The sequence below is a fragment of the Streptomyces sp. NPDC048370 genome (assembly GCF_043200825.1).
Taxonomy (GTDB): domain Bacteria; phylum Actinomycetota; class Actinomycetes; order Streptomycetales; family Streptomycetaceae; genus Streptomyces.
This window is the reverse complement of sequence record NZ_JBICYI010000008.1, coordinates 27,243-53,186: the sequence shown is the minus strand read 5'-3', so window position 1 is coordinate 53,186 and position 25,944 is coordinate 27,243. Positions and strand designations below refer to the sequence as shown.

At 70.9% G+C, this 25,944-nt stretch carries 21 protein-coding genes; 9 read left to right on the top strand and 12 right to left on the bottom strand.

Translation table 11 applies throughout. The annotated features are described in order from the left end of the window. Nucleotides 1–39 precede the first annotated feature (39 nt). Nucleotides 40–489, top strand: coding sequence for a winged helix-turn-helix transcriptional regulator (locus tag ACGFYP_RS19020; RefSeq protein ID WP_393494486.1), 450 nt, complete (start codon nucleotides 40–42; stop codon nucleotides 487–489). Between the two features lie 396 nt (nucleotides 490–885). Here the strand turns inward: ACGFYP_RS19020 and mgrA are convergent, their stop codons facing one another. Beyond that, nucleotides 886–1,923, bottom strand: a complete 1,038-nt coding sequence (gene mgrA / locus ACGFYP_RS19015) for an L-glyceraldehyde 3-phosphate reductase (protein WP_393494483.1) — start codon at nucleotides 1,921–1,923, stop codon at nucleotides 886–888. Nucleotides 1,924–2,034: 111 nt separating this feature from the next. Here mgrA and ACGFYP_RS19010 point away from each other — a divergent pair, with 111 nt between their 5' ends. From ACGFYP_RS19010 to ACGFYP_RS18990, 5 genes are all read left to right on the top strand, one after another. Beyond that, nucleotides 2,035–2,796 (top strand): isoprenyl transferase, encoded by a 762-nt coding sequence (locus ACGFYP_RS19010; protein ID WP_361966793.1) that lies wholly within the window; start codon nucleotides 2,035–2,037, stop codon nucleotides 2,794–2,796. 434 nt (nucleotides 2,797–3,230) lie between these two features. Beyond that, nucleotides 3,231–4,553, top strand: a complete 1,323-nt coding sequence (locus ACGFYP_RS19005; RefSeq protein WP_393494480.1) for a PhoH family protein — start codon at nucleotides 3,231–3,233, stop codon at nucleotides 4,551–4,553. Between the two features lie 385 nt (nucleotides 4,554–4,938). Further along, nucleotides 4,939–5,628 carry a transglycosylase SLT domain-containing protein gene (locus ACGFYP_RS19000; protein WP_393494477.1) on the top strand — a complete coding sequence of 230 codons (690 nt, stop codon included), beginning with the start codon at nucleotides 4,939–4,941 and terminating at the stop codon, nucleotides 5,626–5,628. A 114-nt stretch (nucleotides 5,629–5,742) separates the two neighbouring features. Continuing rightward, a complete protein-coding gene (locus ACGFYP_RS18995) occupies nucleotides 5,743–7,344 on the top strand; it encodes an AI-2E family transporter (RefSeq protein WP_393494474.1) in 1,602 nt (533 codons plus the stop codon). After that, complete coding sequence (locus tag ACGFYP_RS18990; protein ID WP_393494471.1) at nucleotides 7,341–8,036, top strand: hypothetical protein; 696 nt, start codon at nucleotides 7,341–7,343, stop codon at nucleotides 8,034–8,036. The genes ACGFYP_RS18995 and ACGFYP_RS18990 overlap by 4 nt, the downstream gene beginning before the upstream one ends. A 54-nt stretch (nucleotides 8,037–8,090) precedes the next feature. Here ACGFYP_RS18990 and ACGFYP_RS18985 read toward each other — a convergent pair whose 3' ends face one another. Both ACGFYP_RS18985 and ACGFYP_RS18980 read right to left on the bottom strand, forming a co-directional pair. Next, on the bottom strand, nucleotides 8,091–8,624 hold the full coding sequence (locus tag ACGFYP_RS18985; RefSeq protein ID WP_147980985.1) for an alkyl hydroperoxide reductase: 534 nt from the start codon (nucleotides 8,622–8,624) through the stop codon (nucleotides 8,091–8,093). A 6-nt stretch (nucleotides 8,625–8,630) separates the two neighbouring features. Then, the gene (locus ACGFYP_RS18980) at nucleotides 8,631–9,185 is read right to left on the bottom strand and encodes a peroxiredoxin (RefSeq protein WP_361966802.1); all 555 of its coding nucleotides are present in this window, start codon (nucleotides 9,183–9,185) and stop codon (nucleotides 8,631–8,633) included. 134 nt (nucleotides 9,186–9,319) lie between these two features. On the opposite strand from ACGFYP_RS18980, the gene ACGFYP_RS18975 reads away from it, so the two are divergent. Beyond that, a complete protein-coding gene (locus tag ACGFYP_RS18975) occupies nucleotides 9,320–10,270 on the top strand; it encodes a LysR substrate-binding domain-containing protein (RefSeq protein WP_393494466.1) in 951 nt (316 codons plus the stop codon). Between the two features lie 31 nt (nucleotides 10,271–10,301). Here ACGFYP_RS18975 and ACGFYP_RS18970 read toward each other — a convergent pair whose 3' ends face one another. Genes ACGFYP_RS18970 through ACGFYP_RS18960 form a run of 3 tightly spaced genes read right to left on the bottom strand, consistent with a single transcriptional unit; the run spans nucleotide 10,302 to nucleotide 13,851 of the window. Next, nucleotides 10,302–12,650: an FtsX-like permease family protein gene (locus tag ACGFYP_RS18970; RefSeq protein WP_393494463.1), complete on the bottom strand. Its 2,349-nt coding sequence runs from the start codon at nucleotides 12,648–12,650 to the stop codon at nucleotides 10,302–10,304. Further along, complete coding sequence (locus tag ACGFYP_RS18965; RefSeq protein ID WP_393494460.1) at nucleotides 12,647–13,330, bottom strand: ABC transporter ATP-binding protein; 684 nt, start codon at nucleotides 13,328–13,330, stop codon at nucleotides 12,647–12,649. The genes ACGFYP_RS18970 and ACGFYP_RS18965 overlap by 4 nt, the downstream gene beginning before the upstream one ends. Continuing rightward, complete coding sequence (locus ACGFYP_RS18960) at nucleotides 13,327–13,851, bottom strand: PadR family transcriptional regulator (protein WP_393494457.1); 525 nt, start codon at nucleotides 13,849–13,851, stop codon at nucleotides 13,327–13,329. The genes ACGFYP_RS18965 and ACGFYP_RS18960 overlap by 4 nt, the downstream gene beginning before the upstream one ends. Nucleotides 13,852–14,098: 247 nt before the next feature. On the opposite strand from ACGFYP_RS18960, the gene ACGFYP_RS18955 reads away from it, so the two are divergent. Continuing rightward, the gene (locus ACGFYP_RS18955; protein WP_361966815.1) at nucleotides 14,099–16,300 is read left to right on the top strand and encodes a transglycosylase domain-containing protein; all 2,202 of its coding nucleotides are present in this window, start codon (nucleotides 14,099–14,101) and stop codon (nucleotides 16,298–16,300) included. A 98-nt stretch (nucleotides 16,301–16,398) separates the two neighbouring features. On the opposite strand, the gene ACGFYP_RS18950 is transcribed toward ACGFYP_RS18955, so the two are convergent. The 3 genes from ACGFYP_RS18950 to ACGFYP_RS18940 all read right to left on the bottom strand — a co-directional run bounded on the left by ACGFYP_RS18950 (nucleotide 16,399) and on the right by ACGFYP_RS18940 (nucleotide 20,809). Then, entirely contained in the window at nucleotides 16,399–18,369 is a 1,971-nt protein-coding gene (locus ACGFYP_RS18950; protein ID WP_393494454.1) for a SpoIIE family protein phosphatase, read from the bottom strand. A 290-nt stretch (nucleotides 18,370–18,659) separates the two neighbouring features. Then, complete coding sequence (locus ACGFYP_RS18945) at nucleotides 18,660–19,325, bottom strand: DUF402 domain-containing protein (protein ID WP_393494451.1); 666 nt, start codon at nucleotides 19,323–19,325, stop codon at nucleotides 18,660–18,662. A gap of 44 nt (nucleotides 19,326–19,369) precedes the next feature. Beyond that, nucleotides 19,370–20,809 (bottom strand): class II fumarate hydratase, encoded by a 1,440-nt coding sequence (locus tag ACGFYP_RS18940; RefSeq protein ID WP_393494448.1) that lies wholly within the window; start codon nucleotides 20,807–20,809, stop codon nucleotides 19,370–19,372. Nucleotides 20,810–20,914: 105 nt separating this feature from the next. On the opposite strand from ACGFYP_RS18940, the gene ACGFYP_RS18935 reads away from it, so the two are divergent. After that, on the top strand, nucleotides 20,915–22,447 hold the full coding sequence (locus ACGFYP_RS18935; protein ID WP_393494445.1) for a ricin-type beta-trefoil lectin domain protein: 1,533 nt from the start codon (nucleotides 20,915–20,917) through the stop codon (nucleotides 22,445–22,447). A gap of 117 nt (nucleotides 22,448–22,564) precedes the next feature. Here the strand turns inward: ACGFYP_RS18935 and ACGFYP_RS18930 are convergent, their stop codons facing one another. From ACGFYP_RS18930 to ACGFYP_RS18920, 3 genes are all read right to left on the bottom strand, one after another. Continuing rightward, nucleotides 22,565–23,194 carry a lipoprotein gene (locus tag ACGFYP_RS18930; RefSeq protein WP_393494442.1) on the bottom strand — a complete coding sequence of 210 codons (630 nt, stop codon included), beginning with the start codon at nucleotides 23,192–23,194 and terminating at the stop codon, nucleotides 22,565–22,567. A gap of 44 nt (nucleotides 23,195–23,238) precedes the next feature. Beyond that, nucleotides 23,239–23,880, bottom strand: a complete 642-nt coding sequence (locus ACGFYP_RS18925; protein ID WP_393494439.1) for an HAD family acid phosphatase — start codon at nucleotides 23,878–23,880, stop codon at nucleotides 23,239–23,241. A 254-nt stretch (nucleotides 23,881–24,134) separates the two neighbouring features. After that, a complete protein-coding gene (locus ACGFYP_RS18920) occupies nucleotides 24,135–25,805 on the bottom strand; it encodes a fumarate hydratase (RefSeq protein WP_393494436.1) in 1,671 nt (556 codons plus the stop codon). Between the last annotated feature and the right edge of the window lie 139 nt (nucleotides 25,806–25,944).

Genomic DNA, 25,944 nt, shown 5'->3' with positions numbered 1-25,944 from the left:
CGAAGAGTCGAAGCGTCGGGACCGGACGAGGAGTTGGCGATGGCCAAGGCGAAGATCATGTACGGGTGCGGGCTCCACGCGGCTGTCGATGTCGTCGGCGGCAAGTGGAAACCGCTCATCCTGTGGGCGCTGCACGCGCACGGCACGACCCGCTTCGGGGAGCTCAGGCGGCTGATCGCCGGCGTCAGCGAGAAGGTGCTGATCCAGCAGCTTCGCGAGCTGGAGGCGGACGGCATCGTCCACCGGGAGATCTACCCGGAGGTCCCGCCCCGGGTGGAGTACTCCGTGACCCCCCTCGGTGAGTCGCTGAACACGGCGCTGCTGCCGCTGGGGGACTGGGGGGACCACTTCATGGCGCAGATCCTCGCGATCAAGGAGGCCCAGCTGGCGGCGGAGGACGACGCCGAGCGTGCGGTGGAGGACGATGCCCCGCACGCCGGCGCGGGCGCCCGGCAGGGCGACGCCCCGCGCGCGGCGCAGGCCGCCTGACCTGCCGCGGCCGCCTCCGGGCGGTGGCCGTCCGTCAACCGGAGGCCCTGGTGTGGGGGTCCCTCTTGGGAGGTACGAAACCCGCCGCCACGCCGGGGCGCAAACCCGCCAGAGGGGCCCACGGCCCTTGTCCCGACTGGGCTCCGAGGAATCCGGCTGGGACCGGCGGTGTCGCGTGGCACGCAGCACCGCTTATGAAGGGTTATGGTGGAAACCCCCCCTCGGGCCGGTCCGTATCCCCCCCACGGACCGGCCCGTTTTCTTTGCCCGGGCCCCGCCTCGGACCCGTCGCCCGGGCCACGGGCCCCAGGCCCCCGGCCCCGCGCCCCAGGCCACCCCCGCCCAGGCCCCCGGACCCGCGCCCCGGACCCCCGCCCAGGCCCCCCGACCCGCGCCTCAGCCCCGGCCGGCCCAGATGTTGGTGCCCGCGGTGTCCACGGCGAAGGAGTCGATCTCCTTCAGCTCGTCGTCCGTCAGCGGCGGACCCGCGAGGGCGGCCACGTTCTCCTCCAGCTGGGCGACGCTGGACGCGCCGATCAGCGCGGAGGTCATCCGCTCGTCGCGCAGCACCCACGACAGCGCCAGCTGCGCCAGCGACTGACCGCGCCGCTCCGCGATGTCGGCGAGGCCGCGCAGCCGCCGCAGGACCTCGTCGGAGAGCAGGTTCGGGTCGAGGGACTTGCCCTGCGTCGCCCGCGACCCCTCCGGGATGCCCTTCAGGTACTTGTTCGTGAGCAGACCCTGCGCCAGCGGCACGAAGGAGATGCAGCCCATGCCGGCCGCCTCCAGCGTGTCGAGGAGGCCGTCGTCCTCGGTCCAGCGGTTGATCATCGAGTACGACGGCTGGTGGATGAGCGCGGGGACACCCATGTCCTTGAGGATCCCCGCCGCCTCGGCCGTCTGCTCGCTGTTGTACGAGGAGACGCCGACGTACAGCGCCTTGCCCTGCTGGACGGCGGAGGCGAGCGCCCCCATCGTCTCCTCCAGCGGGGTGTGCGGGTCGAAGCGGTGCGAGTAGAAGATGTCGACGTAGTCGAGGCCCATCCGCTTCAGGGAGGCGTCGAGCGAGGACATCAGGTACTTGCGGGAGCCCCACTCGCCGTACGGGCCGGGGTGCATCTCGTAGCCCGCCTTGGTGGAGACGATCAGCTCGTCCCGGTACGGCGCGAAGTCCTGGGCGAAGATCTTGCCGAAGTTCAGCTCGGCGGAGCCGGGCGGCGGCCCGTAGTTGTTCGCCAGGTCGAAGTGGGTGACGCCGAGGTCGAAGGCGCGGCGCAGGATCGCGCGCTGCGTGTCGAGCGCCTTGTCGTCGCCGAAGTTGTGCCAGAGGCCGAGGGAGACGGCCGGGAGCTTGAGCCCGCTGCGGCCCGTGCGGCGGTACTCCATGTGCTCGTAGCGGTCCGCGGAGGCGGTGTAGATCGGGGATTCAGTCACGTCTCTCTGCTTATCACGTACTTGTGACAGTCCCGGGCTGGGAGCCTGTTACCCGTCCGCAGTAATGTGGTCGGCTGCGGGGACCGCCGCGGCATGGAGGGGTTAAGAACAGTGAACCTGCGCGACCTGGTGTACGGGCTCTACGCACGCCGGGTGGAAGGCCGCCTCGACCACGACCAGGTGCCCAAGCACATCGGGGTCATCCTCGACGGCAACCGGCGCTGGGCCAAGGCCTCCGGTGGGACCCCCGAGCAGGGCCACAAGGCCGGCGCGGACAAGATCCAGGAGCTGCTCGGCTGGTGTGCCGAGACCGACGTCGAGGTCGTCACGCTCTGGATGCTCTCCACGGACAACCTGAACCGGCCCGAGGACCAGCTCCGCCCGCTGCTCGCCATCATCGAGGGCGCGGTGCGCGCCCTGGCCGCCGACGGCCGCTGGCGGGTGCACCACGTGGGCACGCTCGACCTGCTGCCCGCCCGTACCCAGTCCGTACTGAAGGAGGCCGAGCAGGCCACGCACGACAACACGGGGATACTCGTGAACGTCGCGGTGGGCTACGGCGGCCGTCAGGAGATCGCGGACGCGGTCCGCTCGCTGCTCCTGGAGCACGCGGAGAAGGGGACGAGCTTCGAGGAGCTCGCCGAGATCGTCGACGTCGAGCACATCTCGGAGCACCTCTACACGCGCGGCCAGCCCGACCCGGATCTGGTGATCCGTACGAGTGGTGAGCAGCGTCTGTCGGGCTTCATGCTGTGGCAGAGCGCGCACTCGGAGTACTACTTCTGTGAGGTCCACTGGCCGGCCTTCCGTAAGGTCGACTTCCTGCGGGCGTTGCGCGACTACGCGGCGCGCCACCGCCGCTACGGCACCTGAGCCGGACCACGGCACCCGAGCGGGGCGTCGGCATCTGAGCGGGGCGTCGGCATCTGACCCGGACCACCGCACCTGAGCCGGACCTGAGCGGGTTTCACGGCAGCTGAGCCGTTTTTCACGGCACCCGGTCGGATTCGGTAGGACAGTCCGCGGGAGCGATCACCGGACGTTCGACTCTGTTCACGAACACGTCGTCATATGCCATGGCATGGCGGCGCGTGATCGAGGGCATATCCCTTCCAGAGTGAGCGGCACGGAGACCGCCACCCGGGAGGCCCGTTGCACCAGGACGACCGTGCAGGACATGTACGGACGGAGCGGAGGGCCGGAGCTCGGCCCGCGCATCGTGGCCAGAGCCCGGTCCCATCCCGCAGCGACACCGCTTCCGTCGCGCCCCGACCTCTCAGGGGTCGTCAAAGGGGGTCTGTCCTTCCGTGGTGACCAGCACTAAGCGCCGCTTGTCCGACAGGCGCACCTACGTACTCGACACCAGCGTCCTGCTGGCCGACCCCAACGCCGTGTCACGGTTCGACGAGCACGAGGTCGTGCTCCCGATCGTCGTGGTCACCGAGTTGGAGGCCAAGCGGCACCATCCCGAGCTCGGCTACTTCGCCCGGGCGGCCCTGCGCCTCCTGGACGACTTCCGGGTCAGGTACGGGCGCCTGGACGCCCCGCTCCCCATCGGGGAGCTGGGCGGCACCCTGCGTGTCGAGCTGAACCATTCGGACCCCGGTGTCCTCCCGGCCGGCTACCGGCTGGGGGACAACGACTCCCGGATCCTGGCCGTCGCGCGCAATCTCCAGGCCGAGGGGTACGACGTCACGGTCGTCTCCAAGGACCTGCCGCTGCGCATCAAGGCGTCCTCGGTCGGGCTCCTCGCCGAGGAGTACCGCGCGGAGCTCGCCATCACGGACTCCGGCTGGACCGGAATGTCCGAACTTGCGCTCTCCGCCGACCAGGTGGACATCCTCTACGACCAGGAGACGCTGTACGTGCCGGAGGCCGCCGAGCTTCCGGTGCACACGGGTCTGGTCCTGCAGTCCGAGCGGGGCAAGGCGCTCGGCCGGATCACGGCGGAGGGCAACGTCCGGCTGGTGCGCGGCGACCGGGAGGCGTTCGGCATCCGTGGCCGCAGCGCCGAGCAGCGGATCGCGCTCGATCTGCTCCTCGACCCGGACGTCGGCATCATCTCGATGGGCGGCCGGGCCGGCACGGGCAAGTCGGCGCTCGCCCTCTGCGCGGGCCTGGAAGCGGTCCTGGAGCGGCGGCAGCACCAGAAGGTGATGGTGTTCCGTCCGCTGTACGCGGTCGGCGGCCAGGAGCTCGGCTATCTGCCGGGCAGCGAGGCCGAGAAGATGAGCCCCTGGGCGCAGGCGGTCTTCGACACGCTCTCGGCCGTGGCGAGCCGCGAGGTCATCGAGGAGGTGCTCGGCCGCGGGATGCTGGAGGTCCTGCCGCTCACGCACATCCGCGGCCGCTCCCTCCACGACGCGTTCGTCATCGTGGACGAGGCCCAGTCCCTGGAGCGGAACGTTCTGCTGACCGTTCTGTCCCGGATCGGGGCGAACTCCCGTGTCGTGCTGACCCATGACGTGGCCCAGCGCGACAACCTGCGGGTCGGCCGGTACGACGGAGTCGTCGCCGTCGTCGAGAAACTGAAGGGGCATCCGCTCTTCGCGCACGTCACGCTGACGCGTTCGGAGCGCTCGCAGATCGCCGCGCTGGTGACCGAAATGCTGGAGGAAGGTCAGATCTGAACTGATTGACCCGATTCGCACGATCCCGTAGGGATACGGGAGTTGGCGCCGCCCGGCAGAGCGCAGGAGCTTAGCCGGGCGGCGTCGTGCTGTCCGGGAAATCGGCCAAAACCTCTGTGACTTACGAGGTGTGAGCTTTCACACGCAACGCAGAATTGCCTTGCGGTGTCGGCGTCCGGCAGAGTCTTGCTTCCGTCAGGCCCCGCATACGGCCCACGCACACCTTCAGGGGTGTGGCACCACACAACTCAACAGCCGTTCGCCGTATGCCGCCCACAGCACCACGGGCCCGTGTCTTCTGTGACCCAGTACGTCGGAGACCAGCGCAAGGGGCACGATTTCGCCCGCTTGGTCACCTGTGTGGGCGATGCTGGAAGGAAACCGTGTGAGCCGGATCTCGGTCCGGGGATTCGCGGTGGCTTCGGCCACTGCGGTCACCACCGTCGGCGCCGTCGTGGGTGTTGCCTCGGGCGACGCCCAGCCCTCGGGCGACAACTTCGAGGCCACCGCGGCCGACACCACGCTGCTCGCGGACATTCCCGCGGGCGAGCAGGCCCAGGTTCAGGTCTCCTCGCTCTCGGAGCAGGCCGACGTCCAGGCCGCCGCGGCCGACTCGGCCGCGAAGAAGTCCGCGGAGGAATCGGCCCGCCTCCAGGCCGCCAAGGACGCTGAGGCGAAGAAGAAGTCCGCCGACAAGGCGGAGCAGGAGCGCAAGGACGCCGCCGAGCGCGCCGAGCGTTCCTCGGTCCGCGACGCGTCGAGCTTCTCGTCGCAGGGCTCCTACTCCATCGCCGAGGTCAAGGCGATCGCCCGCCAGATGATCCCGGCCTCGCAGTTCCAGTGCTTCAGCAACATCGTGGACCACGAGTCCGGCTGGAACTACCGCGCGACCAACCCGTCTTCCGGCGCGTACGGTCTCGTCCAGGCCCTCCCCGGTACGAAGATGTCGTCGGCCGGCGCCGACTGGCAGACGAACCCGGCCACCCAGATCAAGTGGGGCCTGAACTACATGAACAACCGCTACGACAGCCCCTGCGGCGCGTGGAACTTCTGGCAGGCCAACCGCTGGTACTAGCACCGGCGCTCTCAACCTCGCTGAGCCCCTCACCGTCATACGGTGGGGGGCTTCATGCGTGTAGGTTCGGGCCCACGTGCTCCCCGGGGGAGTGAGCGGGGGAGAGGGATGGAGATGTCGAGACTGCCAGGATGGCTGAGTCGGCTGGGCGACGAGCTCAGTCGCATGGGCGAACGGCTCGACGAGCGCCGCGCCCGCGCGGAGCGCGCGGACGACCTGGGCGACGAGCCCTCCATGGGCGGTGGCCGAAAAGAGCCGTCCGCGGGCGGTGGCGGTACGGAGCCGTCCGCCGGTGAAGCCGGCGGTACCGGAGGTGCCGGAGATGCCGGTGTCGCCGGTTCGGAGTCGACCGCCGGTGGAGCCGGTGACGCCGGTCGTGCCGGTACGGAGTCGGGTACGGGCGCAGGACCCGAGAAGGAGCCGCGGCAGAAGTCGCCCGAGGAGGGCGGCGGCCGGGCCTCCGACGAGGGCACCCCCGCCGTCGAGCGTTGGCCCGGGCGGCGGGCGCCGCAGCAGGCCGCCACCTCCGTACCCGCGCCGCCCGCCTACGCGCCGGCCATAGCCGCGCGCCCCGACCCCGTCGCCGCGATCCCGTGGGGCATGCGGGTCGCCGCAGAGGCCGGCTGGCGGCTGCTCGTACTCGCGGGCACGCTCTGGGTGCTGATGAAGGTGATCAGCTCGGTGCAGCTGGTCGTTCTCGCCTTCGTCGCCGCGCTCCTCATCACCGCCCTGCTCCAGCCCACCGTCGCCCGGCTGCGCACGATGGGGTTGCCGCGCGGGGTCGCCACGGCCGTCACCGCCGTCTCCGGCTTCGTGATCATGGGCCTGGTCGGCTGGTTCGTGGTCTGGCAGGTCATGGACAACATCGACAACCTCTCGGACCGGGTCAGGGACGGTATCGAGGAGCTCAAGCGCTGGCTGCTCGACAGTCCGTTCCACGTGACCGAGAAGCAGATCAACGACATCGCCAAGAACCTCAGCGACACCATCGGCTCCAACACCGAGCAGATCACCTCCGCGGGCCTCCAGGGCGTGACCGTCATCATCGAGGCGATCACCGGGATACTGCTCGCGATGTTCTCGACCCTCTTCCTTCTCTACGACGGGAAGAAGGTCTGGCAGTGGACGCTGAAGCTGGTGCCCGCCCAGGCCCGGCCTGGCGTCGCAGGGGCGGGGCCCAGGGCCTGGCGGACGCTGACCGCCTATGTGCGCGGCACGGTGCTCGTCGCCCTGATCGACGCGGTCTTCATCGGCCTCGGCCTGTACTTCCTCGACGTGCCGATGGCCGTGCCGCTCGCCGTCTTCATCTTCCTGTTCGCCTTCATCCCGCTGGTCGGTGCCGTCATCTCGGGCGCCCTCGCGGTCGTGGTCGCCCTGGTCACCAACGGGGTGTTCACCGCCCTGATGGTCCTGGTCGTGGTCCTGGCCGTGCAGCAGATCGAGGGCCATGTGCTGCAGCCGTTCATCCTGGGCCGTGCGGTACGGGTCCACCCGCTCGCCGTCGTCCTCGCGGTCGCGGCCGGCGGTCTGACCGCGGGCATCGGCGGCGCGGTGGTCGCGGTGCCGCTGGTCGCCGTCACCAACACCGTGGTCGGCTACCTCCGCGCGTACAGCCAGGAACAGGCCCTGCTCAGCACGCCGGAACCGCGCGGTGCCACCGCGTTCGCCGTCGCGCCGACCCCGGCGCCGGGCTCCAAGGACAAGGGCGGGCTGTGATATCCGAACCGGAGCTCGTCGGCGGGGAGGAGTTCCCGGCCGGGCAGGTGCTCGCGCCGGAGCCGGCCGAGCCGAAGCCGCCCCGTACCGGCCGCCCCTGGCTGTGGGCGCTGGGCGGCGCGGTGGTGGCCTCCGCGGTGTGGGCCGGCGGACTGTACGCGTACGGGCGGAGCCAGGAGGGTGGGCCGGACCTCGCGGGGTACGGGACCGTGGCCGACCTCTGCGCGCGGGCCGAACTGAAGGGGCTCGTCGGGGCCCTGGGCGCGAAGGCCTCGGACGTCGGGGCCTCCGCGGAGAACCACGCGGCGTTGGACACGGCGCACTGCTCGCTGACGTTGGGAGCGCCGGACACCGGCCACGGGGTCTCGATCAGCTACCGGCTGCACAAGGTGACCGACCCGGGTCCTGAGTTCGCGGCTCGCCACGAGGGTTCCTCGTGGGGGGATTTCCAGCGCGTCGACGGAGTGGGTGAGACCGGCTTCTTCCTGCTGCACCCGGGCGACGAGGGCGCCGAGATGGCCGTCCTGGACGGCCAGGTGGAGCTGGAGATCTCGGTCAGCGCGCAGAGCGTCTGGGACGAGGACGCGGACACGGGCCGGCCGGCCAAGGGGACGGCCAAGGTCGACCTCTCGGGCATCGACACCCTCCTCGCGCAGGACCTGACCGCTCTGATGGCCGCGCTCAAGAAGTGACGGAAGGGCCCCGGGGCATGACGCCCCGGGGCCCTTCGCACATCCTCGTACGCCTTACTCGGCGAGGAGCGCCTCCGCGTCGAGCGTGACGCCGACCGCCTGGATCACCGAGGCGATCTTGACGGCCTCCTGGATCGTCTCGCGGTCGACACCGGCCTTGCGCAGGACCTGCTCGTGCGAGTCCAGGCACTGGCCGCAGCCGTTGATCGCCGAGACGGCCAGCGACCACAGCTCGAAGTCGACCTTCTCGACGCCCGGGTTGCCGATGACGTTCATCCGCAGACCGGCGCGCATCGTCCCGTACTCGGGGTCCGACAGCAGGTGCCGGGTCCGGTAGAAGACGTTGTTCATCGCCATGATCGCGGCGGCGGACTTGGCCGCCGTGTACGCCTCGGGCTTGAGGTTGGCCTTGGCCTCCGGCTCCAGCTCCGCCAGGACCTTCGGCGAGCGCGAGGCGATCGCGCAGGCGAGGACCGTGCCCCAGAGCTGCTGCTGCGGGAGCTCGCTGTTGCCGATGACCGAACCGAGGTTCAGCTTCAGGTCCTTGGCGAAGTCCGGGATGGCGGACTTGAGTTCGTCGAGAGCCATGTCAGATCACTCGCCCGACAGGAGCGAGGCCGCGTCGAGGGTGTTCTCGCCCTTGTTCCAGTTGCACGGGCACAGCTCGTCGGTCTGCAGGGCGTCCAGGACCCGCAGGACCTCCTTGGGGTTACGGCCCACGGAGCCGGCGGTGACCATGGTGAACTGGATCTCGTTGTTCGGGTCCACGATGAAGACGGCGCGCTGGGCGAAGCCGTCCTCGCCCTCGACGCCGCAGTCGCGCATGAGCTCGTGCTTGGAGTCGGCGAGCATCGGGAAGGGCAGGTCACGCAGGTCGGCGTGGTCCTTGCGCCAGGCGTGGTGGACGAACTCGGAGTCGCCGGAGACGCCGAGGATCTGGGCGTCGCGGTCCGCGAACTCGTCGTTCAGCTTGCCGAAGGCGGCGATCTCGGTCGGGCAGACGAAGGTGAAGTCCTTGGGCCAGAAGAACACCACGCGCCACTTGCCCTCGTAGGACTTGTGGTCGATCTGCTCGAACTCCTTGCCGCTCTCCAGCGACACGCAGGCGGTCAGGTCGTAGGTGGGGAACTGGTCACCGACAGTGAGCACGCGCTCTCCTTGCAGGTTGGAAGATCCCTTTTGGGGCTTCCGTGGGGGTTGGACGGACCCTCATCCTGGCACGGAGTGCATTGATCAGTGAAATAGCTAGACTGGGTCGGGTTGATCGAAGGTGGTTATCAGTGATGTCGGCACGACGGGTGAAACAGCCCAGCCTTTCCCAGCTCAGAGCGTTCGCGGCGGTCGCGGAGCATCTGCACTTCCGGGACGCGGCGGCGGCCATAGGGATGAGCCAGCCGGCGCTCTCGGGCGCGGTCTCGGCCCTCGAAGAGGCACTGGGTGTCCAGCTGCTTGAGCGTACGACGCGGAAGGTGCTGCTCTCGCCCGCCGGTGAGCGGCTCGCGGCCCGGGCCCGGGCCGTCCTGGACGCCGTGTCGGAGCTGATGGAGGAGGCCGAGGCGGCGCAGGCCCCGTTCACCGGGGTGCTGCGGCTCGGCGTGATCCCGACCGTCGCCCCGTATCTGCTGCCCACCGTCCTGGGCCTGGTCCACGAGCGCTATCCCGAACTCGACCTGCAGGTCCACGAGGAGCAGACCTCCTCGCTCCTGGAGGGGCTCGCGGCCGGACGGCTCGACCTGCTGCTGCTCGCCGTGCCGCTCGGGGTGCCTGGGGTCACCGAACTCCCGCTCTTCGACGAGGACTTCGTGCTCGTCACCCCGCAGGGCCATCCGCTGGCCGGGCGGAACGACATTCCGCGCGAGGCCCTCAAGGAGCTCAACCTGCTGCTCCTCGACGAGGGGCACTGCCTGCGCGACCAGGCCCTCGACATCTGCCGGGAGGCCGGGCGTACGGAGGGGGCGCCGGTCACCACGACCGCGGCGGGCCTCTCCACGCTGGTGCAGCTGGTGGCGGGCGGGCTGGGGGTGACGCTGCTGCCGCGCACGGCCGTCAAGGTCGAGACCGCGCGCAACACGGCTCTGTTCACCGGCTGCTTCACCGACCCGGCGCCCACCCGGCAGGTGGCCCTCGCGATGCGCACGGGCGCGGCCCGCCAGGCCGAGTTCGAGGAGCTGGCCGGCGCGCTGCGCGGCGCGATGAAGCGGCTGCCGGTACGGGTGGTGGGCGCCGGTCACTGACCGACGCCCACCACCCGCACCTGGAGGGCCGCTACTCCGTCCTGAGGCCGTCCGCACGCATCAGGCGCCACAGCGGCGGCAGGGACAGTACGGTCACGAGCGCGACCATCGCCGCGCCGACGCCCGCGACCGGCAGGAACACCCACCAGTCCACGACCTGCTTGCCGATCATCTTCAGGAGCACCACGCCGAGCCCGAGTCCGCCCGCGACGGCGAGCGCCATGCCGAGGCCGATCGGGACCGCCGTCTGCCAGAGGACCGACAGGCCCAGGGTGGTGCGCCGGGTGCCGAAGGCGACCAGTGAGGACAGCAGCCGCTTGCGGTCCCGCAGTTGCTCCAGGGTCGTGACCAGGAGCGAGGCCGCGACCAGCATCATCGTCGCGGTGGCGCCGACCAGGATGCCCGTGCGGACGCTGGAGTACTGCTCGTCCCGCTCCATGTTCTGCAGGGTGCGGACCCAGGCCAGCGGGGTGATCGTCGCCGCCGTGTTCCGTACGTGCTCGGTGGCGTCCGGCACCGCCGGGTCGACCCGCACCAGCGCGGTCGCCTCCGCCGCGTCCATCCGCGTGACGTCGATCGCCGACGGGGTGGCGAAGATCCCGAACTGGTAGTGGCCGACCGGGTCGACGCGTGAGTCGACCGTGCGGGCCGAGGCCGGGATCCGCCAGGTCGGCGGCGCCGTGCGGCGCTCGGCGGGGTCCCGGAGCGCGATGTCGGCGCCGGGCCTCGCGGTCTCCTTGACCCAGGAGTCCTCCGCCGCGCCCCGCTGCCCGTGGGCGAGGGCGACGAAGACGTCGCCGTCCGTGCAGGAGGGCAGGTGCGCCAGTTCCTTGAGGGAGGCGCAGTCGCCGACCACGAGCGGGGTGATCGGGGAGAACTGCTCGCCCTTCTTCAGCGGTCCCGGCCGCCAGGCGTTGGACTCGATCGTGCCGACGACGGCCGAGACGCCCTCGGTCCTCGAGAACTTCTCGATCATCTCGCGGGCCTCGCCGCCGTTCTTGGCGTCGATCGTCGACTGGATCTGCGCCCGCTCGGAGTTGGCGCCCGTGACGCGCATGAAGTCGTCCTGCATCGCGTGGAACAGCATCTGCAGCGCGATCGCCCCGGCCGCCGCGACGACGATGCCGCTGACCGCCCTGGCGGCCGTACCGCTGCTCAACTGCAGTCGGCGGGTCGCCAGTTGCCAGGCCACCGGGCCGCCGCGCAGCCGCTTGACGCAGGCCTCCACCAGCCAGGGCAGCAGCGTGGTGAGGCCGATCAGGGCGAGGGTGGCGCCGACCGCGACGCCGCTGGTGTCGATCGCCGTGTCCCGCAGGTCGATGTCGCCGGCCATCGGAAGGAGCAGTGCGAGGCCGGCCGCGAGGAGCAGCAGCCGCCACCACAGCCTGCGGGGGCGGGGCGTGGCGGCCCGTACGACACCCAGCGGTTCGATGGCGACCCCGCGCAGGGCGAAGAGGCTCACCACGACCGCCGAGACCGGGACGACCGTGAGGACGAGGGCGGCGAGCGGGGCCAGCGGCACGACGTCGGAGGGGAAGGCGTTGACGTCCCAGACCTTCACCAGGCCGACGGCCTGCCGGCCCAGGGCGAAGAAGACGCCGCCGAGCGCGAGCCCGAGGAGCGCGCTCGCGAGGGACTCGCCGGCGGCGATCCGCCGCACCATGGCGGTGTCCGCGCCGACGAGGCGCAGCGCGGCGAGGCGTCGGTCGCGCTGCTCGCCGCCGAAGCGGACGGCGGTCGCGACGAAGACGAGGACCGGCAGGAGGAGCACGACGCAGGCGATGACGACGAGCAGGAGCAGGAAGGCGTTCAGCGGCTCCTCCGGCACCGACCAGCCGTAGGCCCGGCCGCGGCCGTCGTAGGTGTCGGTGGTGAGGGTCGCGTTTCCGGCGACGTACCGCAGCTCGGCCGGGCCGATGAGCCCGGGTTCGCCGATCGTGCCCGCCACCTTGTACGGCAGCCGTTCCTTCAGGAGCGAGCCCGAGGGGGAGTCGAGGAGGTCGGAGAGCGCGGGGGAGACCCACATCTCGCCCGGCGCGGGGACCTTCGGCAGCCCCGGCGGGGTGGGCGCGTCCGTGCCCTCGGGGCGCAGGACCAGGCCGGTCACCGCGTCGCCCCGGAAGACGGTCGACGGGGTCGCGTAGAGGAAGGAGTCCGCGGTGGGGTTCGGGTTCTCCGTGCTCGCGTCGACGCTGCGCTGCGATTCGCGCACCTCGCGGGCGAAGGACATGTGCGGCAGGGCGGAGGCGACGAGCAGCAGCGCCACTCCGAGGCCGATGCCGACGGCCGTCAGGGTCGTCCGGATCCAGCCCCTGCGGCCGCCGGTGACCGCGAACCGGGCGCCGAGCGCCAGATCGCGGGACCAGGTACGGAGCCTCATACCGCCCACTCCGCGTCGCGCACGGAGCCGTCGCGGACGACGATCTCGCGGTCCGAGTAGGCGGCGACCCGCGCCTCGTGGGTGACCAGGACGATGGCGGCGCCGGTGTCCCGGGCCGCGTCGGTGAGCAGCTGCATCACGCGCTCGCCGTTGAGGGAGTCGAGGGCGCCGGTCGGTTCGTCGGCGAAGAGCACCCGGGGGGCGGTGACCAGGGAGCGGGCGACGGCGACGCGCTGGCCCTGGCCGCCGGATATCTCGCCGGGCCGCTTGCCGGCGACGTCGCCGACCTCCAGGCGGTCCAGCCACTCCCGGGCCCGGGACTCCGCGGCCTTGCGGCGCTCGCCGTTGAGGCGGAGCGGCAGGGCCACGTTCTCGGCGCAGGTCAGTTCGGGCACCAGCTGCCCGAACTGGAAGACGAAGCCGAAGTCGGTGCGGCGCAGGGCGCTGCGGGCGCCGTCGGAGAGGGCGGTCAGCTCGCGCCCGTCGTAGGTGATGGTGCCGGCGTCGGGCCGGACGATCCCGGCGAGGCAGTGCAGCAGCGTGGACTTGCCGGAGCCCGAGGGGCCCATCACGGCGACGACCTCGCCGGCCCGGATGGTGAACTCGGCGCCGGAGAGCGCGGGGGTCGGTCCGTACGACTTGGTCAGGCCGCTCGCACGGAGCAGGGGGGTGGTGGTCATCGGCGGAGCTCCTCGGCGAGCCTTTCGAGGCGGGCGGCGGTCAGTTCCAGCCAGCGCAGATCGGCTTCGAGGTGGAACAGGGCGTGGTCGCAGATCAGTTGGTCGGCGAGGTCGCCGTCCTTCTTGCGCCGGGTCAGTTCGCGCATCAGGCGCAGGTGCTCGGCCCGCTGCACGTCGAGCACCTGGGCGGCCTCGCGTCCGGTGAGGAGGGCGAGGACGACCTTGGTGTAGAGGGTGGACTGGAGGTACGGCTCCGGTTTCTCGGGCCGGACGATCCACTGCTCGACATCGGTGACACCGGCCTCGGTGATGGCGTACCGCTTCCGCTCGGGGCCGCCGCCGGCCTCGATGCCGTCGACCTCGACCAGGCCGTTCTTCAGCAGCCGGGACATGGTCGAGTAGACCTGCCCGTAGTGCAGCGGGCGGTCGTGACCGAACTTCTCGTCGAAGGCGCGCTTGAGGTCGTAGCCGTGGCGCGGACCGGACTCCAGGAGTCCGAGGAGCGTGTGTCCGATTGACATGCCGCTCACTGTACACGGGGTGTATACGCGCGATGTATAGCGGCCGAATCCGCCCCGAAGGGGTGATGTGACCGGCGCCGCACAACCATCCGGGCCCCATACGCGTCGGTTCCACCGGGACGGGTGCTGATTGTCACGTCCGGAAAGACCGGATCGATCGCCCTTTGTCAGTATCGGCGGTGTTAGCTTGCTGAGCTGATTCGGAGCGGACACGCCCGACACCACGACGAGCGGAGCGACGGAGAACATGGGCCGATCGGACAAGAGCCAGGGGAAGAAGGGCGGCCGGATACGCCGCCTCTTCACCTGGAAGAAACTCCTGGGCACGTTCCTCGTCGGCTGCCTGCTCCTGATGGGCGCCTTCTACGTGGTCTATCTGATGGTCCCGGTGCCGAAGGCCAACGCCCAGGCGACCATGCAGAGCAACGTCTACAAGTACGCGAACGGCAAGATCCTCGCCCGTACCGGCGAGATCAACCGCGAGATCGTCGGCCTGGACAAGATCCCGCTCGAGGTCCAGCGCGCCTTCGTCGCCGCCGAGAACAAGACCTTCTACAAGGACAACGGCATCGACATCAAGGGCACCCTGCGCGGCGCCCTGAACACGGTCACGGGCAAGGGCAAGCAGGGTGGTTCGACCATCACCCAGCAGTACGTGAAGAACTACTACCTGGACCAGGACCAGACGGTCACCCGCAAGCTCAAGGAAATGGTGATCGCGCTCAAGGTCGACCAGCAGATGAAGAAGCCGGAGATCCTCGCCGGGTACATGAACACCAGCTACTACGGCCGCAGCGCGTACGGCATCCAGGCCGCCGCGCAGTCGTACTACGGCGTCGACGCGGGCAAGCTGACCGTCGCCCAGGGCGCCTACCTCGCCTCCCTGCTCCAGGCCCCCAACCAGTACGACTGGACCGCGGCCACCGCCACCGGCAAGAAGCTGGTCGAGGACCGCTGGAACTACACCCTCGACAACATGGTCGAGGAGGGCTGGCTCGACGCGACGAAGCGGGCGGGACTGAAGTTCCCCGCGCCGCAGAAGGCCAAGCCCGCCCCCGGCATGGAGGGCCAGCGCGGCTACCTCGTGGAGGCCGCCAACCAGGAGCTGGTGCGGCAGGGCATCCCCGAGGAGGACATCAAGGCCGGCGGCTGGACGATCACCCTCAACATCGACGAGCAGAAGCAGAAGGACCTGGTCAAGGCCGTCGAGCGGCAGCTGGAGGCGAAGCTCGACCGCAAGGGCGACAAGAAGGACGCCACCGTCCAGGCCGGCGCCACCTCGGTCGACCCGAAGACCGGCAAGGTCGTCGCGATGTACGGCGGCATCGGCGCCACCGAGCACTGGACGTCGAACGCCACCCGCCGCGACTACCAGCCCGCCTCGACCTTCAAGCCGCTCGTCCTCGCCTCCGCCCTGGACAACGGCTCCGACACCCAGGACGGCCGGAAGATCGGCCTCGGCACGATCTACGACGGCACCAGCAAGCGCAAGGTCGTCGGCAGCACGGTCCCGTTCAACCCGGAGAACGAGGACAACCGGAGCTACGGCCCGGTCACCGTCCAGAAGGCCACCAACAGCTCGATCAACTCCGTCTACGCGCAGATGATCGTGGACGTCGGCGCGGGCAACACCAAGAAGACCGCCCTCGACCTCGGCATGAAGGACGGCCCCGACTTCGGCGAGACCCCCGCGATGTCGCTCGGCACCATGGGCGCCTCCACCTGGGACATGGCGGGCGTCTACGCCACGCTCGACAACCACGGTGTGAAGGTCACCCCGACCATCGTGAAGTCCGCCGAGCACAAGGACCGCAAGGCCGACCCGGTGAAGTCGATCGGCAGCCAGGTCATCAGCCGCGAGGCCGCCGACACCGTCACCAAGGCCATGACCGGCGTCGTCCGCAACGGCTCCGGCACCCGCGCCGCCGGCGACTACGCGGCCGCGGGCAAGACCGGCACCTCGGAGAACAACCGCTCCGCCTGGTTCGTCGGCTACACCCCCGAACTGGTCACCGCCGTCGGCCTGTTCGGCGAGGACGTCAAGGGCAACCAGGTCACCCTGACCGACACGATCAACCCGGGCCGCGCCAACGGTGGCCGTACCCCGGCGCAGATCTGGGGCGACTACACCACCGCCGCGCTCGGCGGCGGCTCCGACGCCCGCTTCGACCTGGAGACCGACGGCAGCTCCGGCGACGTGGTCGAGCCGGACCCGACCTCGACGCCGACCGGCGGGACACCGACGTCGACCCCGCCGCCCACCACCGGCTCCACCGACCCGACGACCCCGCCGACCTCGACGGCGACCACGCCGCCGGAGCCGACGGGCACGATCACGGTGCCGCCGCCGCCCACCGAGACCACGGACCCGGTGCCGCCGACGATCGAACCGCCGGTCGACGGGGGAGACACCGGCGAGGGCAACGCCGACGGCCGCCCGCCGCGGTGACGTGAACGGTGACACGAGCGGTGATGCGAACGCTCACATGACGAGAGGCCGGACCCGGAAGGGCCCGGCCTCTCGCCGTACCGAATGCGCTCACGCGCTCACGTACGCGTCGCCAGCTCGAACCAGACGACCTTGCCGCCCGAGAGCCGCGTCGCCCCCCACCGCCGCGCCAGCCGGTTCACCAGGAAGAGCCCGCGACCGCCCTCGTCCGTGTCCCGCGCCCGCCGCTGCCGGGGCAGCTGCGGCGAGTCGTCGCCGACCTCGCAGCGCAGCACGTCGGTCTTGAGCAGCCGCAGGGTCACCGGCCGCTCCGCGTACCGCACGGCGTTCGTCACGACCTCGCTGATCAGCAGCTCGACCGAGTCCGAGAGCTCCTCCAGGTCCCAGCGGGCGAGGGCCCGCCGGGCGAGGCGCCGGGCCCGACCCGGCGCCGCGTCCTCCGGTTCCAGGAACCAGTACGCCACGTCACTGGGCGCGATCCCGTCGAAGCGGGCCGCGAGCAGCGCGATGTCGTCGTCCCGGTCACCCGGGCCGAGCATGTCGAGGACGTCGTCGCAGAGCGCCTCGAGCGGCGGCGAGTGGTCCGGGCCCGTCAACTGCGCGGTGGCCGCCAGGCGCTCCCGCAGCTGCTCGATCCCGGTCCAGACGTCCCGCAGCCGGGACTCCACCAGACCGTCCGTGTACAGCAGCAGCGTCGCGCCCGCGGGGGCGTCCAGCTCGACCGCCTCGAAGTCGACCCCGCCCACGCCGATCGGCGCCCCGGGCGGTACGCGCAGGACCTCCGCACGGCCGCCGAGGTGGAGCAGTATCGGCGGCGGGTGGCCCGCGTTGGCGATCGTGATCCGGTGCGATACCGGGTCGTACACCGCGTACATGCAGGTCGCCATCCGGTCCTGGCCGAGCCGCTGCGCCTGCTCGTCCAGGTGGTGCAGGACCTCCTGCGGCGGCAGGTCGAGCCCGGCGAGGGTCTGCGCGGTGGTCCGCAGCTGGCCCATGATCGCGGCGGAGGTCATGGAGTGGCCCATGACGTCGCCGACGACCAGCGCCACCCGGCTGCCGGGCAGCGGGATCGCGTCGTACCAGTCGCCGCCGACCCGGGCCGTCTCGGCGGCCGGGAGGTAGCGGGAGGCGAGCCGGACACCGGTCGGCTGCGGCAGCGAGTCCGGCAGCATCGTGCGCTGCAGCTCGTCCGCGATGTACGCCTCACGGCCGTACAGCACGGCCTTGTCGATGCCGAGCGCGGTGTGGGTGGCGAGCTGGGCCGCGACGAGCAGGTCGTTCGGCTCGAAGCCGGGCCGCTCGGGGCGGCGCAGGAAGACGGCGGCGCCGATGACCCGCCGTCGCCCCCGCAGCGGGGCCAGGATCGCCCGGTGACCGCGGGGCAGGATGTGATCGGGCCCGAGCAGCTCGGGCAGTGCGGCGCGGGCTGCGGCGGAGTCGCCGAAGACCGGCCGGACACCGCGCAGCACCTCGGCGAGGGCCCCGCCGGAACGCACCTCGCAGAGTTCGGCCGCGGGGGTCGGGTCCGGGTCGGGGACGAGCGTCAGCTCCTCGCCGTCCACCTCCGCTAACCGCAGCCGGTCGGTGCGGCGCAGCCGCAGCGCGAACGGCGCGACGGGGCGCTCGTCGCCCACCGGGAGCGGGTCGCGGAGGTAGACCAGGATCGCGTCGGAGAAGGTCGGCACGGTCGCCCGGCACAGGCCCAGCACGATCTCGTCGAGGTCGATCCCGCGCGCGATGCGCCGCGTCGCGGCGCCGACGAACCGCAGCCGGTCGCCCTCGCGGCGCGCCGCGGCGACGTCCGGCGCGACCGGAGCGGCCGGTGCGCCCGGGGTCGCGTTGACGGCCATGGCGGCCGCCGGCGCGCCCGGCTGGGGGGCCGTACCGCCTCCGGAGGGCGCGGTCGGGCGTGAGGCGGCCTGTCCGGGCACGGGACGGCCACCGCCGTCGGGCGCGCCCGGCTGGGCCGGTACCGGCGCCTCGGCCGCCTGCTGCCGGGGGCGGGTGCGTTCATGCGGGCGGGCAGCCAGCGGCTGCCGGCCTTCGTGGGAGGTGGGATGCTCCGTCACGCGTGGGATTCCGTCCGTCCGGGCCGGTGGTGCGATGCACTCGCTCTTCTCGCCGATGCCGCGCCTTCGCGGGGGATAAACCCCTGGCGCGCGGTGGATGTGAATGCCCCGCGAGCAGCGGCTACGACAGGGGTCGGCACACCCGGGCAGACGTCCGGCACTGCTCTCCCCCTCAAGAATGACTTACGGTCAGGTCCTGCGCTGTGCTGTGTGGTTGACGCCTCGTCCGGTGGATCACCGCCTTGCGGAGGACGATCCTACGTTTGCACCCCGGGGGCGCATCAAGGGTCTCACGGAGCGGTGTGGGCCGGAGTGCGATCCCAGTCCGCAGGCAGCTCGGGGACGGTCCACGCCGGATCGGGCCGCCAGTCCTCCCAGCCGTCGCGGAACGGCGCGCCCCAGGCCCGGATGGTCTCGACGGCCGCGTCGCCCGCGGCCCGTACCCGCGCGGCCTGCGCCGCGTCCATCAGGCCGGACAGCTGGGCCTGCGCGAACTCGTCCTCGTCCCGCCACAGCCAGCTGCGGTCGGGGTAGACGGAGATGTCGAGGAAGTGGTCCTCGGAGTCGAAGCCGCCGGACCACCGGGTGCGCGGCTCCTCCAGGTTCACGTACCAGCTGCGGAACTGCCAGCCGCGCTCCCAGAACAGCCAGACCGACCAGGGCTCGCCGGGCCGGGCGAGCTTGAGCACGCCCTCGCCGGCCCAGTGCGCGCGGACCGTGGTGCGCGGGACGGTGTAGCGGGTGGCGAGCGGCTCCTGGTGGACGGGGGAGCCGTCGGCGAGCACCGGCTTGACGCACTCGGTGCCCGGCGCCATCCAGACCGCGAGCAGCTCGGGGGTGTCGCGGACGACCGTCACCGGCCGGCAGATGTGTACGTCGCCTGAGCCGTTGTCGCGGTAGCGCCAGAGAACATGGTCCCCCGGCGCCCAGTGCTGGGAATCGCCCGATCCTGTCATGCGCAGATATTAGGGGGGCGCCTCCCCGGCCGCTGCGACCCAGGTCACGGATGAGTCATACGCAGCACGTCGAGCGCCTCGTCCAGCTGCTCGACCGTCAGGTCGCCCCGTTCGACGTACCCGCCCTCCAGGACGACCTGGCGGATCGTCCTGCGTTCGGCCAGGGACCGCTTGGCGACCTTCGCGGCCTCCTCGTAGCCGATGTACCTGTTCAGCGGGGTGACGACGGAGGGGGAGGACTCGGCGTACTCGCGGGCCCGTTCGACGTTGGCGGTGATGCCGTCGATCGTGCGGTCGGCCAGCAGGCGCGCGGCATTGGCCAGGAGTCGTACGGATTCCAGCAGGTTCTTGGCCATCACCGGGAGCATCACGTTGAGCTCGAAGTTTCCGGCCGCGCCCGCCACCGCGACGGTGGTGTCGTTTCCGGTCACCTGCGCGGCGACCATCAGGACGGCCTCGGGAACGACCGGATTCACCTTGCCGGGCATGATCGAGGAGCCGGGCTGGAGGTCGGGGAGGTTGATCTCCGCGAGGCCGGTGCGCGGGCCGCTCGCCATCCAGCGCAGGTCGTTGGAGATCTTCGTCAGGCCGACGGCGATGGTCCTGAGCTGGCCGGATGTCTCCACCAGGCCGTCGCGGGCGCCCTGCGCCTCGAAGTGGTCGCGGGCCTCGGTGAGCGGAAGGCTGGTCGCCGCGACGAGTTCGGCGATGACGGCGCGGGAGAAGCCGGGTGGCGTGTTGATGCCGGTGCCCACCGCCGTACCGCCGAGGGGGAGTTCGGCGAGCCGGGGGAGGGAGGCGTGCAGCCGCTCGATCCCGTACCTGACCTGGGCCGCGTAGCCGCCGAACTCCTGGCCGAGGGTCACGGGGGTGGCGTCCATGAGGTGCGTACGGCCGGACTTCACGACCTCCGCGAATTCGGCCGATTTCCGCTCCAGGGAGGCGGCCAGATGGTCGAGCGAAGGGATGAGCTCCTCGGTCACGGCGGCCGTGGCGGCAATGTGGATGGAGGACGGGAAGACGTCGTTGGAGGACTGTGAGGCGTTCACATGGTCGTTGGGGTGGACCTCGCGGCCCTCGGGGAGCCGCTCGCCGGCCAGGGTGGCGATGACCTCGTTGGTGTTCATGTTGGAGGAGGTGCCCGAGCCGGTCTGGAAGACGTCGACCGGGAAGTGGGCGTCCCAGCGGCCCTCGGCGACCTCGGTGGCGGCGGAGACGATGGCGTCCGCCAGGTCCTGGTCGATCACGCCGAGCGCGGCGTTGACCTTGGCGGCTGCCGCCTTGATCCGGGCCAGGGCCGCGATGTGCGCGCTCTCCAGGCGCTGTCCGGAGACGGGGAAGTTCTCCACGGCCCGCTGGGTCTGGGCCCGCCACTTGGCGTGCGCGGGAACCCGCACCTCGCCCATCGAGTCGTGCTCGATCCGGTACTCGCTCGTGCCGTCGCCGGTGCGGTCGCTCATACCGTCGTTCCTGTCGTCGCTCATGACGTCAACCTCCATACAAAGGTGAGCACTTGTCTTGTTCTGGCTATTCCCATTGCGCTTACCGGCCAGTAAAAACCGTGGGTAACCCCACTTCCAGGAGGCGCAATGAGGCGCACCAGGTACAGACTCCGTTGGGCGATCGCGGCCACGGCCGCGGCCGCCGCGGCCTTCGGATCCATGACGGCCGTCGCCCCCGCCGGCGCGGCCGAGGCCACTCCCCGTACCGCCACCGCCGCCGCCGTACCGCTCCCGCCCGAGCTCGAGGCGATCCGGGCGGCCGAGGCCACCAAGATCTACGGCAGCCCCGAGGAGCGCCCGCTCGCGCAGCGCAGGACCGGGCTGATCTCGCTCGGCGACAGCGAGATCTCCGGCGAGGGCGTCGGCACGTACGAGCCGCCCACCAACGGCCCGAGCAACTGGTGCCACCGCTCGCCCGAGGCCGCCATCCACCGCACCGGGATCCCCGCGGACCTCACGTTCAACGTGTCCTGTTCCGGCGGCTACACCGGCAACATCAGGATCGGCGGTTCGAAACAGTACGCCGACGAGCTCGTCCAGAGCGACAACCTGGCCGTCAAGGCCCGCAACACCCGTATCAAGATGGTCGTGCTCGTCGCCGGAGCCAACGACGACCTGCAGTTCGGCCCCGTCATGACGGACTGCGTCACGCGCTATCTGACCCTGCAGGGCCCGTGCGAGCCGAAGTACGCCGCCGGCTGGCAGGCCCGCGTCGACGCCCTCGTCCCCAAGGTCGAACAGACCGTCCGCGACCTGAAGACCGTGATGCGCGACGCCGGGTACGCCGACGGCGACTACAAGCTCGTCGTCATGGGCTACCCGAGCCCCATCGGCCCCGACTTCAAGGACAACCCGAACTTCCCCGGCAAGCTCGCCTGCGGCGGCCTCGGCTACGACTCCGACACCGTCTGGGGCCGCAACACCGCCGTCCCCGCCTTCGAGCGCGGCATGCGCAAGGCGGCGGCCGGTACCGGGGCGACCTACCTCGACAACTCCCGGCTCTTCCACGGCCACGAGGTCTGCATGGAGGACACCTGGGCCCGGGGCCTGTACATCGACCTCTCCAAGCCCGGAACCCCGGACGAGAACTCGGTCCGGCAGTCCTTCCACCCGAACGCGAGCGGCCACCGCGCCTTCGCCTCCTGCCTCACCCAGATCTACGACTCCGGCCTGCGCGAGGCGAGTTGCGCGGACGTCAACTCCAGCGGGACGCCGACCCTCTTCCCGTACGCCTGGGACGACGTCTACAAGCCGCTGAAGAACCAGGCCACCGGCAACTGCGCGGACGTGGACGCCTCCAGCAGCGCCAACGGCACCGCCGTCCTCGGCTGGGACTGCCACGGCGGCCGCAACCAGGGCTGGTGGTACGACTCCGCCCGGCAGACCGTCCACACGGAGCTGACCCAGGACCGCTGCCTGGACGTGCCGGGCGCCCGGTACCGCACGGGCGAGGCGCTGATCGTGTGGAACTGCTCGGGCGCCGCGAACCAGAAGTTCGTACGCGACGGGGCCACGATCCGGCCCGCCGCCGCGACCGGGCTCTGCCTGACGCAGGCGGCGGCCAAGCAGCCGCTGCGGCTGCAGAACTGCGACGGCTCGGCGAACCAGCGGTTCGCCTGACCTGAACCCCGTGGCCCCCGTCCGGTGCGGGACGGGGGCCACGGTCATGTCCGGTGTCAGATTCTCCGGGTCTCCGGGTGTCCGGTGCCGGGTTGCCCAGCGGGACTTCCCGGATGCCTAGCGGGACTTCAGGGTGGAGCGGGCCAGGTCGTACGCCGGGCGCATCTCCCGGTGCTCCTCGGAGTCGAGCCCGCCGAGATGGACGATCACCGTCCCCTTCGGGGCCGCGACGGCGAAGGCGCTCTCCTCCTTCGACTCCTCCATCAGCTTGTCGTAGACGGTGTAGGTCACCTCGACGACCGGCAGCCCGCCGGCCTCCGTCTCCTTGTAGGAGACCTTGGAGGTGTTCTCCTCGGCCTTCACGAACCCTTCGAGGGCGGCACGGGCCGGACCCGTACCGGCCGTCCACACACGCAGATAGCCGATGTTCCCGGCCGGCTTCGCGTCGATCTCGCAGACCATCGTCGCGGGGCCCTGCTTGCCCAGGGCGGCGAAGACCTCGTCGTCGGTGGCCTTCACGGCCTGCGGCTTCCAGTAGGCCGCGAGGCCGAAGGAGACCGGCAGTTCGCAGGCGCTCCCGGGCGCCCCGACGGACCCGGCCGCCGCCTCGGTGGCGGGGGCGGAGGGCGACTTCGCGGCCCGCGGGACGTCGTCGGGCATCGGCGTGGTGCCCAGGCAGCCGGTCAGGGTCCCGGCCGCCGCGAGCGCGGCGAGTGCCGGGACCAGGACCCGTATCGGATGTCTCATGCGCGCGAGACTATCCGCCGCCGGTCGGCGCCGGTCGGCGCAGGTCAGGAGAGCTTGCCGCCGTAGTCCGGCAGCTTGAAGGCGCGCTCGGCGTGGCCGCCGACGATGTCGGTGGTGTTGTTGCCGATGTTGGCGATGATCGTGTAGCCCTTGCCCTCGATCTCCGCGCGCTTCTCCGTCTTGTACGCGCTGACCTCCGCGAACAGGTCGGGCAGGGAGCGCACGTAGAGACCGTCGACGGGGTAGCCGGCCTGCTTCAGGTTCCAGTGGGTGAGGGAGTAGATGATCCCGGGCCTGGCGGTGACGAAGAAGACCGCCACACCGCGCTCGTGGGCGTCGTCGACCAGGTCGCGCACGTCGGCGATGGCCGGGGTCGGCAGCTCCCAGAAGGGGTGGAAGTCCGTCTCCAGCGAGGAGTTGTCGATGTCGAGGACGATCGCCTGCTTCTCGCGGCCGGCGTTCTTGGAGCGTTCCTCGATGTACGGGCGGGCCTCGGCGACGACGGTCGCCACGTCACGCCGCCAGGTCGTGTAGTCGACGTCGTCGAAGGCGGCGGCCGACGTCGAGTGGCTGTCCGGGTCGGCCGCGGAGGCGGCGGGCGCGGGCACCACGACGAGAAGGGTGGTCAGGGCGAAGGTGGCCGTGGTTCCGGCGGCGGCGCGCCTGAGGAGGGGGGTGGAGGGCATGGGGGGCTCCCGAGTGGTCGACCGGCTCAGTGGTTGACATGCTCGCGGCCAATACTGGCCAGTAGGAGGCGAGAAGGCTACCGGTTGGTAGCGAGTTTCTGAGCGGAGATCGACAACGGGGTCGGTGGCGCGGTCCGTGACGGGGTCGAGAGTGGTTCGGTGACGGGGTCGACCACGGCATCGACTACGGGCTCGACGACGCCCCCCGGTCCGGTGGGACCGAGGGGCGTCGGGGAGCGGTGGGCGAGGAGGGGTCAGACGAGGCCCGGGCCGCGCACCGGAATGTGGGTGAACGTCGGCTCGGGAGCCGGGTTCTGGAAGAAGTCGTTGCCCTTGTCGTCCACGACGATGAACGCCGGGAAGTCCTCGACCTCGATCTTCCAGACCGCCTCCATGCCGAGCTCCTCGTACTCGACGACCTCGACCTTCTTGATGCAGTCCTGCGCGAGCCGCGCCGCCGGGCCGCCGATGGAGCCGAGGTAGAAGCCGCCGTGGCTGCCGCACGCGTTCGTGACCTGCTGCGAGCGGTTGCCCTTGGCCAGCATGACCTTGGAGCCGCCGGCCGCCTGGAACTGCTCGACGTAGGAGTCCATGCGGCCGGCCGTCGTCGGGCCGAAGGAACCGGAGGCGTACCCCTCCGGCGTCTTCGCCGGGCCCGCGTAGTAGACCGGGTGGTCCTTCAGGTACTGCGGCATCTCCTCGCCCGCGTCGAGCCGCTCCTTGATCTTGGCGTGCGCGATGTCACGAGCCACGACCAGCGGGCCGTTGAGGGAGAGACGGGTCTTGACCGGGTACTTGGTCAGCTCGGCGAGGATGTCGTCCATCGGCTGGTTGAGGTCGATGGTCACGACGTCGCTCTCCTCGGAGAGGTGCTCGTCGGTCGTCTCGGGGAGGAAGCGCGCCGGGTCCGTCTCCAGCTGCTCCAGGAAGACGCCCTCGGCGGTGATCTTCGCGACGGCCTGGCGGTCGGCCGAGCAGGAGACGGCGATCGCGACGGGCAGCGAGGCGCCGTGGCGCGGCAGCCGGACGACACGGACGTCGTGGCAGAAGTACTTGCCGCCGAACTGCGCGCCGATGCCGATCTTCTGCGTCAGCTCGAAGACCTTCTCCTCCAGCTCCTTGTCCCGGAAGCCGTGGCCGGTCTCGGCCGAGCCCTCGGTGGGCAGCTCGTCCAGGTAGTGCGCGGAGGCGTACTTCGCGGTCTTCAGGGCGAACTCGGCGGACGTGCCGCCGACGACGATCGCCAGGTGGTACGGCGGGCAGGCGGCCGTACCGAGCGAGCGGATCTTCTCCTCCAGGAACTTCATCATGCTCGCCTCGTTGAGGACGGCCTTCGTCTCCTGGTAGAGGAAGGACTTGTTGGCGGAGCCGCCGCCCTTGGCCATGAAGAGGAACTTGTACGCGCCGCCGTCCGTCGCGTACAGCTCGATCTGCGCGGGCAGGTTCGAGCCGGTGTTCTTCTCCTCCCACATGGTGACCGGGGCCATCTGCGAGTACCGCAGGTTGAGCTTGGTGTACGCGTCGTAGATGCCCTTGGACAGGGCCTCCTCGTCGCGGCCGGAGGTCAGCACGTTCTGGCCGCGCTTGCCCATGACGATCGCCGTGCCGGTGTCCTGGCACATCGGGAGGACGCCCGCGGCGGCGATGTTCGCGTTCTTGAGCAGGTCGAGCGCGACGAACTTGTCGTTGCTCGACGCCTCCGGGTCGTCGATGATCCGGCGCAGCTGGGCGAGGTGCGCCGGGCGCAGGAAGTGCTGGATGTCGTGGATCGCCTCGGCGGCGAGGGTGCGCAGCGCCTCCGGCTCGACCTTGAGGAACGTACGGCCGTCGGCCTCGAAGGTGGAGACACCTTCGGCGGTCACCAGGCGGTAGGGCGTGGTGTCCTCTCCCAGGGGGAGCAGATCGGAGTACGAAAACTCTGGCATGACGGCAGCCATTCCTCACTCGGCAGACGGCGGCGCCACCTCCATTGGCGGCGCCTCCTCCAGCGTAGAGCGCTGCCGCCGCCCCGATCCTGTGAGGTAAGGCTCACTAGGGGCCGGGACCCCGCCGAAGTGGAGTGGG

Excerpts from the sequence above, each read along its gene's own strand:
- ACGFYP_RS18925 (WP_393494439.1), bottom strand. The coding sequence starts at position 23,880 with ATGCCCTCCACCCCCCTCCTCAGGCGCGCCGCCGCCGGAACCACGGCC.
- ACGFYP_RS18970 (WP_393494463.1), bottom strand. The coding sequence starts at position 12,650 with ATGAGGCTCCGTACCTGGTCCCGCGATCTGGCGCTCGGCGCCCGGTTC.
- ACGFYP_RS18985 (WP_147980985.1), bottom strand. The coding sequence starts at position 8,624 with ATGGCTCTCGACGAACTCAAGTCCGCCATCCCGGACTTCGCCAAGGAC.
- ACGFYP_RS18920 (WP_393494436.1), bottom strand. The coding sequence starts at position 25,805 with ATGCCAGAGTTTTCGTACTCCGATCTGCTCCCCCTGGGAGAGGACACC.
- ACGFYP_RS18945 (WP_393494451.1), bottom strand. The coding sequence starts at position 19,325 with ATGACAGGATCGGGCGATTCCCAGCACTGGGCGCCGGGGGACCATGTT.
- ACGFYP_RS18975 (WP_393494466.1), top strand. The coding sequence starts at position 9,320 with ATGTCGGCACGACGGGTGAAACAGCCCAGCCTTTCCCAGCTCAGAGCG.
- ACGFYP_RS18955 (WP_361966815.1), top strand. The coding sequence starts at position 14,099 with ATGGGCCGATCGGACAAGAGCCAGGGGAAGAAGGGCGGCCGGATACGC.
- ACGFYP_RS19020 (WP_393494486.1), top strand. The coding sequence starts at position 40 with ATGGCCAAGGCGAAGATCATGTACGGGTGCGGGCTCCACGCGGCTGTC.
- ACGFYP_RS18930 (WP_393494442.1), bottom strand. The coding sequence starts at position 23,194 with ATGAGACATCCGATACGGGTCCTGGTCCCGGCACTCGCCGCGCTCGCG.
- ACGFYP_RS18965 (WP_393494460.1), bottom strand. The coding sequence starts at position 13,330 with ATGACCACCACCCCCCTGCTCCGTGCGAGCGGCCTGACCAAGTCGTAC.
- ACGFYP_RS18935 (WP_393494445.1), top strand. The coding sequence starts at position 20,915 with ATGAGGCGCACCAGGTACAGACTCCGTTGGGCGATCGCGGCCACGGCC.
- ACGFYP_RS18995 (WP_393494474.1), top strand. The coding sequence starts at position 5,743 with ATGTCGAGACTGCCAGGATGGCTGAGTCGGCTGGGCGACGAGCTCAGT.
- ACGFYP_RS18940 (WP_393494448.1), bottom strand. The coding sequence starts at position 20,809 with ATGAGCGACGACAGGAACGACGGTATGAGCGACCGCACCGGCGACGGC.
- ACGFYP_RS18960 (WP_393494457.1), bottom strand. The coding sequence starts at position 13,851 with ATGTCAATCGGACACACGCTCCTCGGACTCCTGGAGTCCGGTCCGCGC.